Annotated in this window: 13 protein-coding genes; 9 read left to right on the top strand and 4 right to left on the bottom strand. The window is 61.9% G+C overall.

Annotation, left to right across the window (positions count from 1 at the left end):
* The first annotated feature begins 21 nt into the window (after positions 1 to 21).
* From kduD to EOE18_RS05395, 6 genes are all read left to right on the top strand, one after another.
* Positions 22 to 789, top strand: coding sequence for a 2-dehydro-3-deoxy-D-gluconate 5-dehydrogenase KduD (gene kduD, locus EOE18_RS05420; protein WP_127707011.1), 768 nt, complete (start codon positions 22 to 24; stop codon positions 787 to 789).
* A 28-nt stretch (positions 790 to 817) separates the two neighbouring features.
* Positions 818 to 1828, top strand: coding sequence for a sugar kinase (locus tag EOE18_RS05415; protein WP_127707009.1), 1011 nt, complete (start codon positions 818 to 820; stop codon positions 1826 to 1828).
* Positions 1815 to 3350: a carboxylesterase/lipase family protein gene (locus tag EOE18_RS05410; protein ID WP_127707007.1), complete on the top strand. Its 1536-nt coding sequence runs from the start codon at positions 1815 to 1817 to the stop codon at positions 3348 to 3350. Before EOE18_RS05415 ends, EOE18_RS05410 begins: the two co-directional genes overlap by 14 nt.
* Before the next feature lie 301 nt (positions 3351 to 3651).
* The gene (locus tag EOE18_RS05405) at positions 3652 to 6507 is read left to right on the top strand and encodes a TonB-dependent receptor (RefSeq protein ID WP_127707005.1); all 2856 of its coding nucleotides are present in this window, start codon (positions 3652 to 3654) and stop codon (positions 6505 to 6507) included.
* Between the two features lie 59 nt (positions 6508 to 6566).
* A complete protein-coding gene (locus EOE18_RS05400; RefSeq protein WP_246027273.1) occupies positions 6567 to 7586 on the top strand; it encodes an alpha/beta hydrolase in 1020 nt (339 codons plus the stop codon).
* Positions 7583 to 9154, top strand: coding sequence for a family 43 glycosylhydrolase (locus EOE18_RS05395; RefSeq protein ID WP_127707003.1), 1572 nt, complete (start codon positions 7583 to 7585; stop codon positions 9152 to 9154). The genes EOE18_RS05400 and EOE18_RS05395 overlap by 4 nt, the downstream gene beginning before the upstream one ends.
* Here EOE18_RS05395 and EOE18_RS05390 read toward each other — a convergent pair.
* Genes EOE18_RS05390 through EOE18_RS05375 form a run of 4 tightly spaced genes read right to left on the bottom strand, consistent with a single transcriptional unit; the run spans position 9133 to position 13573 of the window.
* Entirely contained in the window at positions 9133 to 9543 is a 411-nt protein-coding gene (locus EOE18_RS05390; protein WP_127707001.1) for a ribonuclease HI, read from the bottom strand. The genes EOE18_RS05395 and EOE18_RS05390 overlap by 22 nt on opposite strands.
* Before the next feature lie 3 nt (positions 9544 to 9546).
* Complete coding sequence (locus EOE18_RS05385) at positions 9547 to 10215, bottom strand: response regulator transcription factor (protein ID WP_127706999.1); 669 nt, start codon at positions 10213 to 10215, stop codon at positions 9547 to 9549.
* Complete coding sequence (locus EOE18_RS05380) at positions 10212 to 11645, bottom strand: DUF4118 domain-containing protein (protein ID WP_127706997.1); 1434 nt, start codon at positions 11643 to 11645, stop codon at positions 10212 to 10214. The genes EOE18_RS05385 and EOE18_RS05380 overlap by 4 nt, the downstream gene beginning before the upstream one ends.
* 8 nt (positions 11646 to 11653) lie before the next feature.
* Positions 11654 to 13573, bottom strand: a complete 1920-nt coding sequence (locus EOE18_RS05375) for a potassium transporter Kup (RefSeq protein WP_127706995.1) — start codon at positions 13571 to 13573, stop codon at positions 11654 to 11656.
* 350 nt (positions 13574 to 13923) lie between these two features.
* On the opposite strand from EOE18_RS05375, the gene EOE18_RS05370 reads away from it, so the two are divergent.
* Genes EOE18_RS05370 through EOE18_RS05360 form a run of 3 tightly spaced genes read left to right on the top strand, consistent with a single transcriptional unit; the run spans position 13924 to position 15955 of the window.
* Positions 13924 to 15168 (top strand): tyrosine-type recombinase/integrase, encoded by a 1245-nt coding sequence (locus EOE18_RS05370; RefSeq protein WP_127706993.1) that lies wholly within the window; start codon positions 13924 to 13926, stop codon positions 15166 to 15168.
* Positions 15165 to 15479, top strand: a complete 315-nt coding sequence (locus EOE18_RS05365; protein ID WP_127706991.1) for a hypothetical protein — start codon at positions 15165 to 15167, stop codon at positions 15477 to 15479. The genes EOE18_RS05370 and EOE18_RS05365 overlap by 4 nt, the downstream gene beginning before the upstream one ends.
* Positions 15476 to 15955 carry a hypothetical protein gene (locus EOE18_RS05360; RefSeq protein WP_127706989.1) on the top strand — a complete coding sequence of 160 codons (480 nt, stop codon included), beginning with the start codon at positions 15476 to 15478 and terminating at the stop codon, positions 15953 to 15955. The genes EOE18_RS05365 and EOE18_RS05360 overlap by 4 nt, the downstream gene beginning before the upstream one ends.
* Positions 15956 to 16002 lie beyond the last annotated feature (47 nt).

Genomic DNA, 16002 nt, shown 5'->3' with positions numbered 1-16002 from the left:
GCTAAGGGGAGAGGTATTGCGATGAGCATTTTCGACCTTACCGGCCGCGTTGCGGTCGTTACCGGCGCGAACACGGGCATTGGTCAGGGCATTGCGCTGGCGCTGGCGGCGGCGGGGGCAGATATTGCCGCTGTTGGCCGCACGCCTGCGGAAGAAACTTGTGAAAAGGTCAAAGCTCTTGGCCGCAAATGCCTGTTGGTAAAGGCAGACCTCTCCTCCACCGCGCCGGTTGAGGGCGTGGTGGATCAGGTGGTAAACGAGCTGGGCGGCCTGCATATTCTGGTCAATAATGCCGGTATCATCCGCCGCGCCGATGCGGTGGAGTTTACCGAGGAAGACTGGGATGCCGTGGTGGACACCAATCTCAAGGTGGTGTTCTTCCTTGCCCAAGCCGCTGGCCGCCACATGATTGCCCATGCCGAAAAGACCGGTGAGCGGGGCAAGATCATCAACATTGCCTCGATGCTCTCGTTCCAGGGCGGCATCCGCGTGCCCAGCTATACCGCGTCCAAATCGGGCGTGGCGGGCCTGACCAAGCTGCTGGCCTGCGAATGGGCCAGCAAGCTGGTGAATGTGAACGCGATTGCGCCGGGCTATATTGCCACCAACAATACGGCGGCCCTGCAGGCGGACGAGACCCGCAACCGCCAGATCCTTGAACGCATCCCCGAAGGTCGCTGGGGCGCGCCCGAAGACATCGGCGGTGCTGCCGTCTTCCTTGCCAGCGGTGCTGCCGACTATGTGCAGGGGCAGATTTTGGCAGTCGACGGCGGGTGGCTGGCTCGTTAAACAGCCGGAAATTTTGGGAGATAGTGTGATGGTTGGTCCGGTCGTCTGCTTTGGCGAGGTTCTTTTGCGTTTTGCCACCCCCGCCGGGCGGATGATTGCCGATGCGCAGAGCATGGATCTGGTGATCGGCGGCGCAGAGGCCAATGTGGCCGTGGCGATCAACGCCATGGGCCATGAAACGCGCTTTGTTGGTCTGGTGCCCGATAATCCTTTGGGCGCCAAGGCCAAGGCTGCGCTGGCCGGAGCGGGGGTGGACGTGCGCCATTTCCGTCAGGGCGCGGGGCGTATGGGCCTCTACTTCCTTGAAGTGGGCGGTTCGCTGCGCCCTTCCTCCATCACCTATGACCGCGCGGGTTCGGCCTTTGCCACCGCCACGCCCGACCAGTTCGACTTTGCCGCCGCGCTGGAAGGTGCGTCTCTGTTCCATGTGTCGGGTATCACCGCCGCTTTGGGACCGCAGGGCGTGGAACTGGCCCGCGCTGGCATTCGCGCCGCGCGTGATGCTGGTGTGCCGGTTTCGTTCGATTGCAATTTCCGCGAACGCCTGTGGTACGCTTGGGACAGCAATCCGCGTGAAATCCTGACGGAACTCATCAGCGAGGCGACGATCCTTTTCGGCAACCACCGCGATATGACGCTGCTGCTGGACAAGCCATTCTCCGGCGATGGTGCAGAGCGTCGCCGTGAAGCGGTGGAAGCGGCCTTTGCCACATTCCCCAAGCTGCAGGTGATGGCCTCCACCGCCCGCCATCCTTTGACCCAGACCCACCACCGTCTGGCCGCCCGTGCCGATACGCGTGATGACCGTTTCCAGACGCTGGAAGTGGAGATCACCGATATTATCGACCGAGTGGGCAGCGGCGATGCTTTTGCCGCTGGCGTATTGACCGGTTGGCTGGAAGGCGGCGACGCGCGCAAGATGGCGGAGCTGGGGCTGGCCATGAATGCGCTGAAACATTCGCAGCATGGCGACTGGCTGCGCCTGCCTCGCGCCGAGATCGAGGCCTTTACCGGCGTTGGCGGTGATGTCCGCCGTTAAGGCCAACCGCCGCCAGATGCTAGGCGGGGCTGCGGCTGTGATGGCCGCGCCCGCCTTGGCATCAAGGGGGGTATCCAACCGCGTTGGCCCTTATGAAGGGACGCGGGAAGCTGGTGTTCTGTCCTTCAAAGGGTTGTGCTATGCCACGGCCGCGCGTTTTGCCCCGCCAGTGCAGGAGGCTTGGCCCGCAAAGTCTGTTCGCTGTGTTGAATTCGGCCCGATTTGCCCGCAACGCGGAATGAGCGAGGAAGCGCAATCGGAGGATTGCCTGCGCCTCAATATTTGGACGCCAGAGGCCAATCCTAAAGCCCGCCGGGCAGTGATGGTTTATTTCCACGGCGGCGCCTATACCACCGGCAGCGTCACCGATCCTTTGACCCATGGCCAACATCTGGCTGCCAGTGGCGATGTGGTGGTGGTAACCGTCAACCACCGGCTCAATGCCTTGGGCTATCTCTGGCTGCAACCCTTTGGCCCGCGCTTTGCCGATAGCGGCAATCTGGGGCAATTGGACCTCATCTGCGCTCTGACATGGGTGAGGGATCATATTGAAAAATTTGGTGGTGATCCATCGCACGTGATGGTGTTTGGCCAATCGGGCGGCGGCGCGAAAATAGCCACGCTGATGGCCATGCCGAAGGCGCAAGGCCTGTTCCATGCCGCAGCGACGATGAGCGGGCAGCAAGTGGTGGCCAGCGGCCCCGCCCATGCCAAGGCCCGCACCCGTGCCTTCCTGGCGGCGCTGAAGCTTGGCGAGCAGGATATAGACTCTTTGCTGACCATGCCGGCGGAACGTTTGGTGGAGGGCCTGTCGGCAACAGATCCAATCATGGGCGGGGTAGCCTATTTCGGGCCGGTGCTGGATCACACCAACCTGCCGCGCCACCCTTTTTGGCCGGACGCTGCGCCACAGTCGACGGGCATCCCGATGATCCTTGGCAATGTGATGCAGGAAACCCGCGCCTTCATCGACCCGCGCGGGCCCAAATTGCGCGGGCTGGACTGGGATAATCTGGCCGACAGGATTATGGCCGAGGTGAAGGTCGATCTGGAGCCGAACTACGTTCTGGCCCAATATCGCCAGCATCACCCTGAGTGGACGCCGGAACAGGTGTTTTACGCGGCCACCACCGCAGGGCGCAGTTGGCCCGGCCAAGTGATCGAGGCGGATGCAAGAGCGGCGGCGCAGGCGAAAGGCACTTGGGTCTATTGTCTGGAGCGGCCTTCGCCGGTCGATCCCTTGCGCGGCGCGGCGCATACTGACGACATACCCTATGTTTTCGGCACTCTGGATGCCAAGGGTAGCTATTCCGGTGTAGATCAAGGGGCAAGGGCGACATCCGCCCTGTTGCAAGGCGCCTTTGTCAAACTGGCCAAAACGGGGCAGGCGGGGTGGGAGCCCTATCGCTTGCCCGAGCGCGCCACCCTGATGGTGGGGGAAAAGCCCCGCGTAGAGCAGGATCCGCGTGGTTGGGAGCGGCACATGTGGGCCATGGCGCCCTATGTTCAACCGGGGAGTTGATCACGGCAGGGTAATAATGCCCGTCAGCGGTTCTTGACAGAGGTTGGCCGGTCATGCCAAAGGTATGACACCGGTTACCAAATCGGACAAGCATCGGGTTGGGCTCTTGTCAAAAAGAGCAATAAATCTGGGCTTTGGGAAAAGAACGAGCCAGATCTGGCGTCGGGACAGGATGGAAAGGCATGGGGCAGAGCGATTCGCCCCCTTTGTATTTCCCACCTTCTGACACCGGTATCAAAGCTCGGGTCACATGCGTTGATGTCGGCCTCGCAGCCGCAGGGAGTCCTCAGGGGGAGTGCATATGCCTCGTAATGTTTCGAAAATGACCGCCATGCGCGTTGGCTTGGTGCTTTGCACCGCTTTGACCGCGCCCGCGCTTCATGCGCAAACCGCTGCCCCCGTGGCCGAGGCTCCGGCGCAGGATGCCATCGTCGTCACCGGTTATCGCCGCTCGCTGGAAGCCGCGCTCAACCTGAAAAAGAATTCCGTGGCGGCCGTCGACGCGATTGTGGCCGAGGATATCGCCAAGTTCCCCGACCAGAATCTGGCCGAATCCTTGCAGCGCATCCCCGGTATCTCGATCCAGCGTGACGGCGGCGAAGGCCGCTCGATCACCGTGCGCGGCCTGTCGGCCCAGTTCACCCGCGTGCGCGTCAATGGCATGGAAACCGTCGCCACCTCTCAGGATGGCGCCAGCGCCAACCGCGACCGCGCGTTTGACTTCAACGTTTTCGCCTCCGAACTGTTCACCAGCCTTGTGGTGCACAAGACCGCTGAACCCTCGCTCGACGAAGGCTCGCTGGGCGCGGTGGTGGATCTGAACACAGGCAACCCGCTGGGCGGCAAGGCAGGCCTGACCGCTGTTGCCAACGTGCAGGGAAGCTATAACGACCTGTCGAAGAACCTTGGTCCGCGTCTGGCTGGCCTGCTCAGCTGGCGCAATGACGAGGGGACCTTCGGCGTCAATGTCTCGGCCGCCTATTCCAAGCTGAACACGGTGGAAAGCGGCAACAATACCGTGCGCTGGGCGCAGGCCGCGTTCAACTCGGTCAATGGCACCAATTGCTATTACAGCGTTGCCGCCGCCACCGGTGGCTCGCCGGTCAGCACCGGCGGTTCCTATCGCCCCAGCAGCGCCTGCGATCAGGCCGCGCTTTCGTTCCACCCCCGCATTCCCCGCTATGGCGTGATCGAGCACCGCCGCGAACGTCTGGGCCTGACTGGCTCGATTCAGTGGAAGCCGACCGACCACACCAAGCTGTCAATCGATGGCCTGTTCTCGCAGTTCCGCGCCGACCGTGAGGAAAAGTGGATCGAAGTGCTGGCCCGCACCAACGAGCGCCGCTTTGACGTTGTGAACCCTGTCTATGACAGCAACAACAACATGATTTCGGCCACGATCAACAATGCATGGGTGCGTTCCGAACATTACCTGCGCCAGTCGAAAACCACCTTCTATCAGGTAGGCGCCACGCTGGAGCAGGACATCACCGACAAGCTGAAGCTGAAGGTGCTGGCGGGGACGTCCAAGTCCGATGCCCAGATCCCGTTGGAAACGACGATGATCATGGACAATCGCAACGCCAATGGCTTTTTCTACGATTACACTAATATGTCCAATCCGGTCATCCGTTTTGGCGACAGCGTCACCGATGCGTCCAAATTCCAGCTGGCCGAAATCCGCGACCGCCCCTCTTTCGTCACCAACCGTTTCAAGACCATTTCGGGCAGCCTGAGCTGGGATGTGACCGAAGGCTTTACCGTCAAGACCGGTGGCGTGTGGCGCCGCTTCACCTTTGATACCGCCAGCTATCAGCGCGATACCGCCGTTTGCGGCAGCAGCGGCGCTGATCTGGTGCTGGGCGCGGTGACTTGCTCGGCCACGACCTATGGTTTGCCGGTCACCGCAGCGATGGTGGATACGGTCAATCTGGGCAACGCTGGCCAGCCCTCGGGCACGACCAGCACCTATATCGTGCCCAATCTGGCGGCGACCACGGCCTATACCAAGCTCTATAGCCGCGCGGCCAATGCGGTGGCCGGTGACGTGCGTGGGGTGAGCGAAACCACCTCGGGCGGCTACCTGCAATTTGACTTTAAGCGCGACATCTTCGGCCTTGAAACGGCGGGCAATATGGGTGTGCGTTATGCCCATACCGCGCAGAAGTCGAACGGCATCCTGTCTGGCGTGATGACCACGGTGGAGCGCAGCTATAATGACTGGCTGCCCTCGGCCAATCTGGCCTTCTTCCCCAGCAAGAAGTGGATCATCCGCGCCGCCTATGCCAAGGTGGTGACCCGCCCGACCCTGGGCAACCTGACGCCGGGTGGTTCGGTGGACGGCTTTAACTTCCGTGTCACCAATGGCAATCCCTTCCTTGACCCGTTCCGTGCCGACAATTACGATCTGGCCGTGGAATATTATTTCGCGCCCCAGTCGGTCTTCTCGGTGGCGGTGTTCAAGAAGGATATTTCCAGCTTCCCCGTGGCGGGCACGTTCCAGGCCACTTTGGGCCAGTTGGGTCTGGGCAAGGATGTGCTGCCCACATCTTCGCCTGCCTATCTGAACTATGATCCGAACCAGCTTTATCTGGTTTCCTCCAACGTGAACGGCAAGGGCGCCAGCCTGAAGGGCGTCGAAGTGGCGTTGCAAATGCCCTTCAAGTTCCTGCCGGGCGTGCTGAAGAACATCGGTTATCAGGGCAACATCACCTATGTTGACTCCCATGCCGATTACACGATCACCGGTGCGGCCACCAATGCCTGCGTGCGCGCGACGGCCACCTCGGCTTGCGCCTTGGGCGGTGCGGTTTCGCGGACCTATGGCAGCTCCTTGCTCAACGTGTCGAAGCTGGCGTGGAACGCCACGCTTTATTACGACGATGGCAAGTTCTCGGTGCGCGGCTCGCTGTCCTATCGCGGTCCCTTCCGCGATGGCATCAGCGCCACGGGCAACGTGTTCGAAGGTTACAGCAGCTACACCAGCTTTGACGCATCGCTGCGTTACAAAATCCGCCCGAACATCGAACTGTCGGTGGATGGCAACAATCTGCTCGACACCTATCGTTATCGCTACACCGACATCACGGCGCAGCGTAACTATGAAAACAACCATTTCGGCCGCGTGATTCAGTTCGGCGCGCGCTGGAAGTATTAAGTCTAAACATCGGACCAAAAACAGCTTTGCTTTGGCTGGGGTGACGGGAGACAGAAAAGGTGGATATTCCACGCCGACACATTGTCAAAGCAGGGCTGGGGGCCGGTTTGCTGGCCGGTCTGATGCCATGGCGGGCGCAAGGGATGATGGCCCCTTCGCCCGCCACCCCCTTGGGGCAGGGCAGGGCCCTTCCCGATGCGGCGGAGGTGATCAACCTCTGGCCACAAGGCGTGGGCGCTGGCCGCCTGCGCGACTTTCCCGAGGTGGTGACCGAGCGTTCGCGCGAGCCCGCCACCATCCATGACCGCGCCCTGCATGGCATTTCCACGCCGCGCATGGCGGTGTTCCGCCCGCAGAAACCCAATGGCGCCGCCGTGTTGATCACGCCGGGCGGGGGCTATGTGCGGGTGGTGATTGACCGCGAAGGCTATGAACTGGCGCAATTTCTGGCGCAGCGCGGCTTCACCTGTTTTGTGCTGTTCTATCGCCTGCCCGGTGAGGGCTGGGCCAGCGGGCCGGAAACCGCGTTGATCGACGCGCAACGCGCGATCCGCCTGATCCGCCATCGCGCCGCGACCTATGGCTTTGATCCGGCCAAGGTCGGCACCATCGGCTTCTCCGCTGGCGGGCATCTCTGCGCCGATCTGGCCGCACGCTTTGCCACCAAGGCCTATATGCCGATCGACGAGGCAGACGCGCAGGACACACGTCCCTATTGCGCCGCGCCGATCTATCCAGTTGTCTCCATGACCCCGCCTTTGGCCCATGCCGGTTCGCGTACACAATTGCTAGGCGATGCGCCCACGCCGGAGATGGAGGCGCTGCACAGCCCACACCGCCAGATCCCTGCCGATGCGCCGCCCCATTTCATCGTCCATGCCGAGGATGATCCGGCCGTGCCGGTGGGCAACTCTCTGGCTCTGCGCGACGCTTTGAAGGGCAGGGGGATCAAGGTGGAAACCCATCTGTTCGAGCGTGGGGGGCACGGCTTTGGCCTGCGCAATGCAAAAGGGCTGCCTGCCGAAATCTGGCCGCAACTCTGGCTGGGCTGGGCGCGGGACAAAGGGTTGTTTGCATGACGATCGACCGGCGTTCGGCCCTGAAGGCGGCCGCTCTGGCGGCCTTGGCGCCCAAAACCGCCCAAGCGGCATCCGCCCCGCGCGGTTTTGACCGGCAAGCGGTACCCGATCTGGGCAATGGCACTTTCCTCAACCCCGTGCTGTCCGGCGACCGGCCCGATCCTGCCGTGCTGAAAGATGGCGCGGATTATTACATGACCTTTTCCAGCTTCGATGCCTATCCGGGCCTGACGATCTGGCATTCGCGCGATCTGGTGAACTGGCAACCGCGTAAACCGGCTTTGTTCAAGAATATCGGCTCGGTCTGGGCGGTCAGCCTTGCCAAACATGGCCATCGCTATTTCCTCTATATTCCGGTGAAAGCCGCGCAGAACGACATTTTCGTCATCCACGCCGACCACATCGACGGGCCATGGAGCGAGCCGGTTTCGTTGGGCCTGCATGCCCATATCGACCCCTGCCACGCCGTGGGCGAGGATGGTTCGCGCTGGCTGTTCCTGTCGGGCGGGGATCGCGTGCGCCTTGCCGATGATGGCCTGTCGGTCGTGGGCGCGGTAGAGCATGTTTACGATCCATGGCGCTATCCCGACACATGGGATGTGGAGGGTTTCAGCCCCGAAGGGCCCAAGATCCTGTTCCATGATGGCTGGTTCCATATGTTCACCGCCGTGGGCGGCACGGCAGGCCCGCCCACCGGCCATATGGTGATCGCGGCGCGTTCACGCTCGATCCACGGGCCGTGGCAACACCACCCCGATAATCCGCTGGTACGCACCACCAGCGATAGCGAGGCTTGGTGGTGCCGTGGCCATGCCACGATTATCGACGGGCCGGATGGGTCATGGTGGGCGCTTTACCATGGCTATCGCGCCCATTTCTGGACTTTGGGGCGGCAATGTCTGCTCGACAGGGTGGTTTGGGGCAAGGATGGCTGGCCGCGCATGATCGGCGGCGATCTTTCGCGCCCCTTGCCCAAGCCGCGCGGGGGTATGGCGCTGCCGCATGGTATGGCCTTGTCGGATGATTTTGCCTCCCCTTTGGCCTTGGGCAGCAAATGGACCTTCTTCCGCCCCGCGCCTGACGAAGAGCAGCGTGTCCGTGTGGAGGCAGGCACTTTGCATCTGACGGCCAAGGGCGCCGCGCCTTCTTCCGGTTCGCCCTTGCTGTTGACGGCAGGGGACACGTCCTACCAATTCCAATGTGACATAGAGATTGACGCAGGCGCCACCGCCGGTCTGGTGCTGTTCTATGATGACAAGCTCTATGCAGGGCTGGGCTTTGACGCAGAGCGTATTGTCACCCACCAATATGGTATCGAACGCGGACGGCCCGCCCATGCCTATGGCCAGCGGCTAAGCCTGCGTATCACCAACCGCCGCCATATTGTGGCCATCCATATCAGCGGCGATGGCGGGCAGACATGGAAACGCTTTGACCGTGGGATGGAGGTTTCGGGCTATCACCATAATGTCCGGGGCGGCTTTCTGGCGTTGAAGCCGGGCCTTTACGCCGCAGGGCAGGGTGAGGCGCGTTTCCGCAACTTCCGTTATAGCGCGCTGGACGATTGACGCCGGCCTGCGCGGCGTTTTTCCAGCGCGATGCCCGCCAGATTTTGCGCCCGCCCAATCCAACGGATGCGGGTGGGGGCGTTGCTGGCGGTTAGGGCCAGAAATTGCTCACGATGGTGGCATAGGGCAGCAGGGCAGGAGCCTGTGCCATTGGCCTGCGCAATCACCATGGCGGCGTCGCCGATCAGGTCAAACGCCTCGGTGCCCAAGCCCTGCGCCACTTCCAAGGCTTTGATCAGGGCCAGCCATTCGGCGTCATTATGCGTGCCATGGCCCAGATCGTCGAAGAAATAGCTCTGCCCTCTGACCACTACCGCCACTTCCATCGCGCCGGGGTTGGGCTGGCACCCGCCATCGAAGAACACTTTCAGCCTCGATTGCCTCACCATGGTTCAACCCAGCCGATAGCCAATGCCCGGCTCGTTGCGGATCAGGCTGGGCTGGGCGGGATCAGCCTCCAGCTTCAGCCTGAGCGCGCGGATGGCTACGCGCAGATAGTCCACATCATCGCGATGCGCCTTGCCCCAAACCTGTTCCAGCAGGGCGGCATGGGTCTGTATCCGGCCAGCGGCCTGCATCAGCGCCTGCAACAGGGCAAATTCCTTGGGCGTCAAACCCACCAATTGCCCGTCGCGTTGCAATTCATGGCGGGCTAGGTCCATGCGCAGCGGGCCATATTCCAGCACATCCGGCGTAGGCGTAGCCTTGGCCGAAGCGCGCAGCGCCACACGCAGGCGGGCCAACATTTCGTCGCCATCAAAGGGCTTGGTCAGATAATCCACCGCGCCCAGATCCAGCGCCGCCACCTTTTCCTGCACATCGCTGCGCGCGGAAACCACCAGCACCGGCGCATGGTCGCGTAACGGACCGATCAGTTCCAGCCCATCCCGATCAGGCAGGCCCAGATCGAGCAGCACCGCGTCCACGCCGCCCGCCTTGATTAAAGCCAGCGCCTCTCGCGCATTGGCAGCGGGCAGCATCTTGTGCCCATCGCGCGCCAGCACCACGCCCAGCAGGCGCAGAATAGCGGCTTCATCATCGATGCAAAGGATCTGGCTCATGCGGTCAAGGGCGTAGCGATGGGCAGCGCCAAGGTAAAGCTTGCGCCACCCAAGGGAGACATATCGAGCGTGATGCCCGCCTCCATTGCATCGGCAAAGCCTTTGACAATCGCCAGACCCAGACCGCTGCCTTGCGCATCATCGCGGCCGGACAGGCGGTGGAAACGTTCGAACACGGCTTCGCGCTGATCTTCTGGAATGCCTTGGCCGTCATCCTCGACGCATAGAACCAGTTTTTCGCCTTGTGCCACAGCGCTCAGCCTCACGTGCTTGCGGGCATGACGCAACCCGTTGTCCAGCAAATTGGCCAGCACATGGTGCAACAGCAAGGCATCTCCACGCACAAAGGGCAGATCCGGCGCGATGGCGCGTTCCAGCACCAAACCCTCTGGCACGATCAGCCCCGCGCAGGCAGCATCAGCCACATCCACCAGATCGAGACTGTCCTTGGCGGGCTTCAACGCCCCCGCATCGATCCGCGCTGCGCCCAGCAGGTCCTGCATCATGCGCTGCAATTGGCGGGCGGCGGCAAGAGGCTCCTGCGCCTCGCCATGTTGCGCGGCCAGCAGTTCCAGTCTGCCGGTCAGCACGGTGAGCGGCGTGCGCAAATCATGCGCCAACGAGGCAAGGAAGGTCCGGCGCAAACGGTCCGTTTCAAGCAGCACCTCCCGTTCGCGGCGCTCGCTGTCCCATTGCGCGCGGTCATGGCTTTGCCCCAGCAACAGGCAGAGGTTGCGCAAATGGGCCAGTTCCCCCGCCGAACGCACACAACCATCCGCAGGGCGGCCCAGCGCCACGACAGCCTCCCCCCGCCGATCCTTGGGCAAGAGGGGGAGAAAACTCCATTCCGCCGCCGCCATGACTTCTGTGCCATGGCCGGTTCCATCGCCATTATGCAGCGCCCAAGCCGCAGCGGACAAATCAAGCGAGGAAAAGGCTGCATCCCCTTGAGCCATCATGTTTTCATCACAAAGGCGCATGTCGCCATAGCGTTGCCCCAAAAAGGCCAGGCCCTGCGCCATGGCCTCTTCTGGCGCGGCGCTGGCCAACAGGTTGGACAAAGCCGCCATCTCGTCACTGGCCCGCGCCCGTTCCAGAGCCTCTGCCTCACGCAGGCGCAGTTGCATGGCCAGCCTGCTGGTGACCAAAGCCACCGCCACCAGCACCAGCACCGATACGAAATTGTGCCAGTGATGCACGCGGAAGGTAAAACGCGGCTCCAGCAGAAAGAAATTATAGGCCGCCGCCCCGCCCAGCGCCGCCACCAGCCCCGGCCCCAATCCGCCCCGCGCCGATGCCATCAGCACCGGCAGCAGGAACAGCAGCGCCGCCGAAGCAATCCCCAACCATGGCAACCATGCGCTGGTGATAAAGGCCACCGCCGCCACGGCCAGCAGGGCTTGCAGATAAGCTGCGGGGGTGGATCGCATGGCCATGACTATAGCTCGATCTGCGTGCCCAGTTCCACCACGCGATTGGGCGGAATGTTGAAATAGGCGGTGGGATCGGCGGCATTGCGATGCAGGAAAGTGTAAAGCAGCGTCATCCAGCGCGGCAGGGTGGGGCGGGCGGCAAAGCGGATCGCGCTGCGCCCCACAAAGAAGGAGGTGCCCCCCGGTCTTGCCAGCAGCCCTTCGCGCCGCGCCAGATCGCTGGGCACGTCCACCTTGTCCATGTAACCATAGCAGAGGCGAGCCTTGCAGAAATGGTCATTGAGCGGCGTGACCTGCAAGCGGTCCTCTTCGGCCACCCATGGCGTGCTTTGTACCTCGACCTTCAGCAGGATGTTGCAGCTATGCAGCGCCTTGTTATGCTTGAGGTTATGCAGCAGGGCCGAGGGCACAATGTCCAGATCCTGCGTCAGGAACACCGCCGTGCCGTCAATCACCACCGGCATGCGGATGGTCAGCGAATTGGCCATGTCATCGATGTTGATGCCCAATTGGCTGGTGCGGGCCAAGACAGCGCGACGGCCCATCAACCAAGTCACAATCACCAGTCCGACCATGCCAGCGACCAGCAAGGGCACCCATCCACCTTCAGCCACGCGCAGGATATTGGCGCCAAAGAAAAACACGTCCAGCGCAAGGAAGGGCGCGATCAGCAAGGCCGTCCAAACCGGCTCCCAATGCCAGAATTTCCACGCGATGATAAAGGCCAGACAGGTGGTGACCACCATCGTGCCGGTCACCGCAATGCCATAGGCCGCCGCCATGGCCGAGCTGGAGCGAAAGGCAAACACCAGCACGGTCACCCCCAGCAACAGCAACCAGTTGACGCCGGGCATATAGATCTGCCCCATCTGTTCCGCCGAGGTCTGGCGGATGGTCATGCGGGGTAGCAGGCCCAGGGCAATCGCCTGATGGGTGAGCGAGAAAGCGCCGGTGATAACCGCCTGACTGGCGATAATCGTGGCCAAAGTGGCCAACAACACCAGTACGGCGCGCAGACTGTCGGGCGCCATCAGAAAGAACCAGTCGGCATTATCCAGCACATGCCCCGCAGCCTGCGCCTTGGCCAAGGCTTGCAGCGCCAGCGCGCCTTGGCCCAGATAGTTGAGGGTCAAGGCGGGCCAAACCAATGCCACCCAGCCCAGTTGAATAGGCTGGCGGCCGAAATGGCCCATATCGGCGATCAAGGCCTCGGCACCCGTCACGGTCAGGAACACCGCGCCCAGCACGAAAAGGCCCGTGACGCCATGGCCCATCATAAAGCTGACCGCGTGATAGGGATTGATAGCGGCCAGCACCGCCGGTGTGGCGATGATATGCATGACACCCAAACCCGCCAACACCGCAAACCAAAGCGCGCAAACCGGCCCGAACAACACCGCCACACTGGCCGTCCCGCGCGACTGGATGGCGAACAGACCGATCAGAATGCCCATGGTCAGGCCCAGAATGGTCGGTTCCTGCATCGTCTCCATACCGGGGATGGTTTTCAACCCCTCCACCGCCGAGAGTACCGACAGGGCAGGGGTGATGATCGCATCGCCATAAAACAACGCCGCACCGGTCGCGCCCAGCAAGGTGACAATCGCCCAGCGCCCCTTGGTCGCCCTTTGCGCCAGCGCCATCAGCGAGAGCACGCCGCCTTCGCCATTATTGTCCATCCGGCTGAGAAACAGCACATATTTGAGGCTGACCACCACAATCAGCGCCCAAAGCGCCAGCGAAAGCACGCCCAAAATCTCGGCACCATCAATGCCGCCGCCCGCCGATTGGGCCAAAGCCTCACGAAAGGCATAAAGCGGGCTGGTGCCAATATCGCCATAAACCACCCCGATCGCGCCCAGTGTCAGCGCGCCCAGAGCAGAAGTCTTGTGGCCCGATGCGGGCCCATGGGGGGAAGGTGTCATGGCCAGAATACTCCGAATTACCTTTAGCCTTTGCGCCGGACAGGCATAAAACAGCCATGGGGAAAGCGGGGGCGGAGCATTAGGAATGCATAAAGACGGGCGGGCTTGGGCGCGTTGATGCCATAGGTTTGGCATCAAAAGCTTTGATTAAGGCGCTGATTTTATGATGAATGGCGGACAGGGTGTCCCCGAAACTAGCGTCCAGATGCATCCGCCATCATTAAATTAGGCGCGGAAAATAGGCGATTATCTGGCCAATCAAGCTCCGTTCCTGTCCCGTTCTATCCGGTTGCGTTCCCATAAAACCGGCGTATTATCGGGGAACGGATTTGGGAACGGAGAAGCCAGCCATGCCCCGCAAGCTCAGCAACGCCCTAACGCCCTTGGCGGTCAAGAACGCGAAACCGGGACGCCATGCAGACGGGGGCGGGCTGCATTTGCTGGTGAAGGAAACCGGCGCACGGTCATGGGTCTATCGCTTCATGCTGAAGGGCAAGTCGCGCGATGTTGGCTTGGGCGCGGCTGGACCGGGCGGCATTTCTCTTGCCGACGCCCGGACGGCGCGCGATGCCCTGAGGCTCAAGGTGAAGGCGGGGATTGATCCTCTGGAGGAACGCCAGCAGGCAGCCACAGAGGCACTTGCAGCGGCTCAGGCGGCAGCGATAGCCAGAATGACATTCAAGGCCGTGGCAGAGGCTTATATCGGCGCGAATGAGGCAAGCTGGCGTAATGACAAGCACCGGCAGCAATGGCGCAATACGCTGGCCAGCTACGTCTATCCCGTCATGGGCGAATTGCCGGTTGCCGACATTGGCACGGCGCATGTGCTGAAAATCCTTGAGCCGATCTGGCAGGACAAGCCCGAAACCGCCAGCCGCATCCGGGGCAGGATTGAAACCGTGCTGGATGCCGCCAAGGCGCGGGGATACCGTGACGGAGAAAACCCGGCACGCTGGCGCGGGCATATCGCGCAAATCCTGCCGCCGCGTTCCCGGCTCACGCGCGGCCACCACAAGGCCATGCCCTATGAGGCAATTCCGGCATTCATGGCGAAACTGCGCGAACGCAACGCAACGGCTGCGCTGGCGCTGGAGTTTGTCATTCTCACGGCCACGCGCACCAGCGAAGTGCTGGGGGCAACTTGGGCCGAAGTCGATTTGGACAGGGCAATCTGGACAGTGCCAGCCTCCCGCATGAAGGCGGGCAAGGAGCATCGCATACCGCTGTCGTCGCGCGCGGTCGAAATTCTGGAGGCCATGAAGCCTTTAGGCAAAGCCAACCTGTTTCCAGCCGACAAGGCTGACAAGCTGTCCACCATGGCTATGTCAATGTTGCTTCGCCGCATGATGGTGGAATGCACCGTTCACGGCTTCCGCTCAGGCTTCCGCGATTGGGCAGCCGAATGCACCGGCTATGCTCTTGAGGTTTGCGAAATGGCGCTGGCCCATGTGATCGGCAACAAATCTGAAGCGGCTTACCGGCGCGGCGATCTATTCGACAAGCGGCGGCGGCTCATGGCCGATTGGGCAACCTATTGCGCCAACAACGGCGCGGCTGGTGCGAAGGTTTCTCCCATCCGGGGGGCGGCGGCATGAGCGACGAAAGCGCGGCAGTCCTGCCCTTCGCGCTGAAGGATCGCTGGATTGTTACGGTCGAAAGCGAGCGGCATTTCGTCAATGTGCGCCATCGCACCCGATGGTATGCCGTTGGGCGGCGCATCGGGCATGAGGAACGCCGTCACTGGTGCGCCAGCCGTGCGGACGCGCTGAGCATTGCTGAATACATGCGGGAAGGCTTCGCACAGCGCGCATGGGCTGAGCAATTCAAGGCGCAGTATGACCGACTACCAGCGGCAAGGCGGGCAGAGGTTGACGCCTATCTGGAAAGCCTACGGGGGCAGGAATGACGCACCACGGCGGCGCTCGCCGTGGCGCTGGTCGCCCTCGCAAGTGGCGCTTTGATGACGTTCTAAAAGTCGGCCAAGCATGTGAAGTCGCTTGGCGCGATGCCGTGGCGAATGCGTTTGAAGCAGAGAAGGTTAGGTTTTTCAGGACGGAAAGCGACATTCAATCCCTATGGGATGCCGCACAGCGCGTTCCGGTGAGCCAACGTCTGCAGTGGTATGACGACGACGAAGGCGAGACGCACCGCGCCGATATTGAAACCGAACTTCACGCACTGAACGAAACACCGGACAATCCCGATCCGCCGCCACGCATCACCCGCATCATGACGAGACCGCCAAGGGGAACGAGAAGGCGGATCATTGCAGAGATTGCCGAGCGATTCGGCTTACCAGAATCAGTGGTGGATAATCTCTGGCAGGCCTATCGCCGTTTCGAGCGCGAACTATCGGAGTCTCAGGATTCCGGCGAAACTTGAATTTTAGGCACTTCGGTAAGCGGCCAATCGGACAAGCCTAAATCCCT

This window comes from Novosphingobium umbonatum, assembly GCF_004005905.1.
Lineage (GTDB): Bacteria > Pseudomonadota > Alphaproteobacteria > Sphingomonadales > Sphingomonadaceae > Novosphingobium > Novosphingobium umbonatum.
Note: the sequence above shows the minus strand (reverse complement) of the source record. Positions and strands in the feature narration are given on the sequence as shown.

What these genes read in the sequence shown, in the direction of transcription:
- EOE18_RS05370 (WP_127706993.1), top strand. Translation starts at nt 13,924, where the DNA reads ATGCCCCGCAAGCTCAGCAACGCCCTAACGCCCTTGGCGGTCAAGAAC.
- EOE18_RS05365 (WP_127706991.1), top strand. Translation starts at nt 15,165, where the DNA reads ATGAGCGACGAAAGCGCGGCAGTCCTGCCCTTCGCGCTGAAGGATCGC.
- EOE18_RS05380 (WP_127706997.1), bottom strand. Translation starts at nt 11,645, where the DNA reads ATGCGATCCACCCCCGCAGCTTATCTGCAAGCCCTGCTGGCCGTGGCG.
- EOE18_RS05410 (WP_127707007.1), top strand. Translation starts at nt 1,815, where the DNA reads ATGTCCGCCGTTAAGGCCAACCGCCGCCAGATGCTAGGCGGGGCTGCG.
- EOE18_RS05385 (WP_127706999.1), bottom strand. Translation starts at nt 10,215, where the DNA reads ATGAGCCAGATCCTTTGCATCGATGATGAAGCCGCTATTCTGCGCCTG.
- EOE18_RS05405 (WP_127707005.1), top strand. Translation starts at nt 3,652, where the DNA reads ATGCCTCGTAATGTTTCGAAAATGACCGCCATGCGCGTTGGCTTGGTG.
- EOE18_RS05395 (WP_127707003.1), top strand. Translation starts at nt 7,583, where the DNA reads ATGACGATCGACCGGCGTTCGGCCCTGAAGGCGGCCGCTCTGGCGGCC.
- EOE18_RS05360 (WP_127706989.1), top strand. Translation starts at nt 15,476, where the DNA reads ATGACGCACCACGGCGGCGCTCGCCGTGGCGCTGGTCGCCCTCGCAAG.
- EOE18_RS05390 (WP_127707001.1), bottom strand. Translation starts at nt 9,543, where the DNA reads ATGGTGAGGCAATCGAGGCTGAAAGTGTTCTTCGATGGCGGGTGCCAG.
- kduD (WP_127707011.1), top strand. Translation starts at nt 22, where the DNA reads ATGAGCATTTTCGACCTTACCGGCCGCGTTGCGGTCGTTACCGGCGCG.
- EOE18_RS05375 (WP_127706995.1), bottom strand. Translation starts at nt 13,573, where the DNA reads ATGACACCTTCCCCCCATGGGCCCGCATCGGGCCACAAGACTTCTGCT.
- EOE18_RS05415 (WP_127707009.1), top strand. Translation starts at nt 818, where the DNA reads ATGGTTGGTCCGGTCGTCTGCTTTGGCGAGGTTCTTTTGCGTTTTGCC.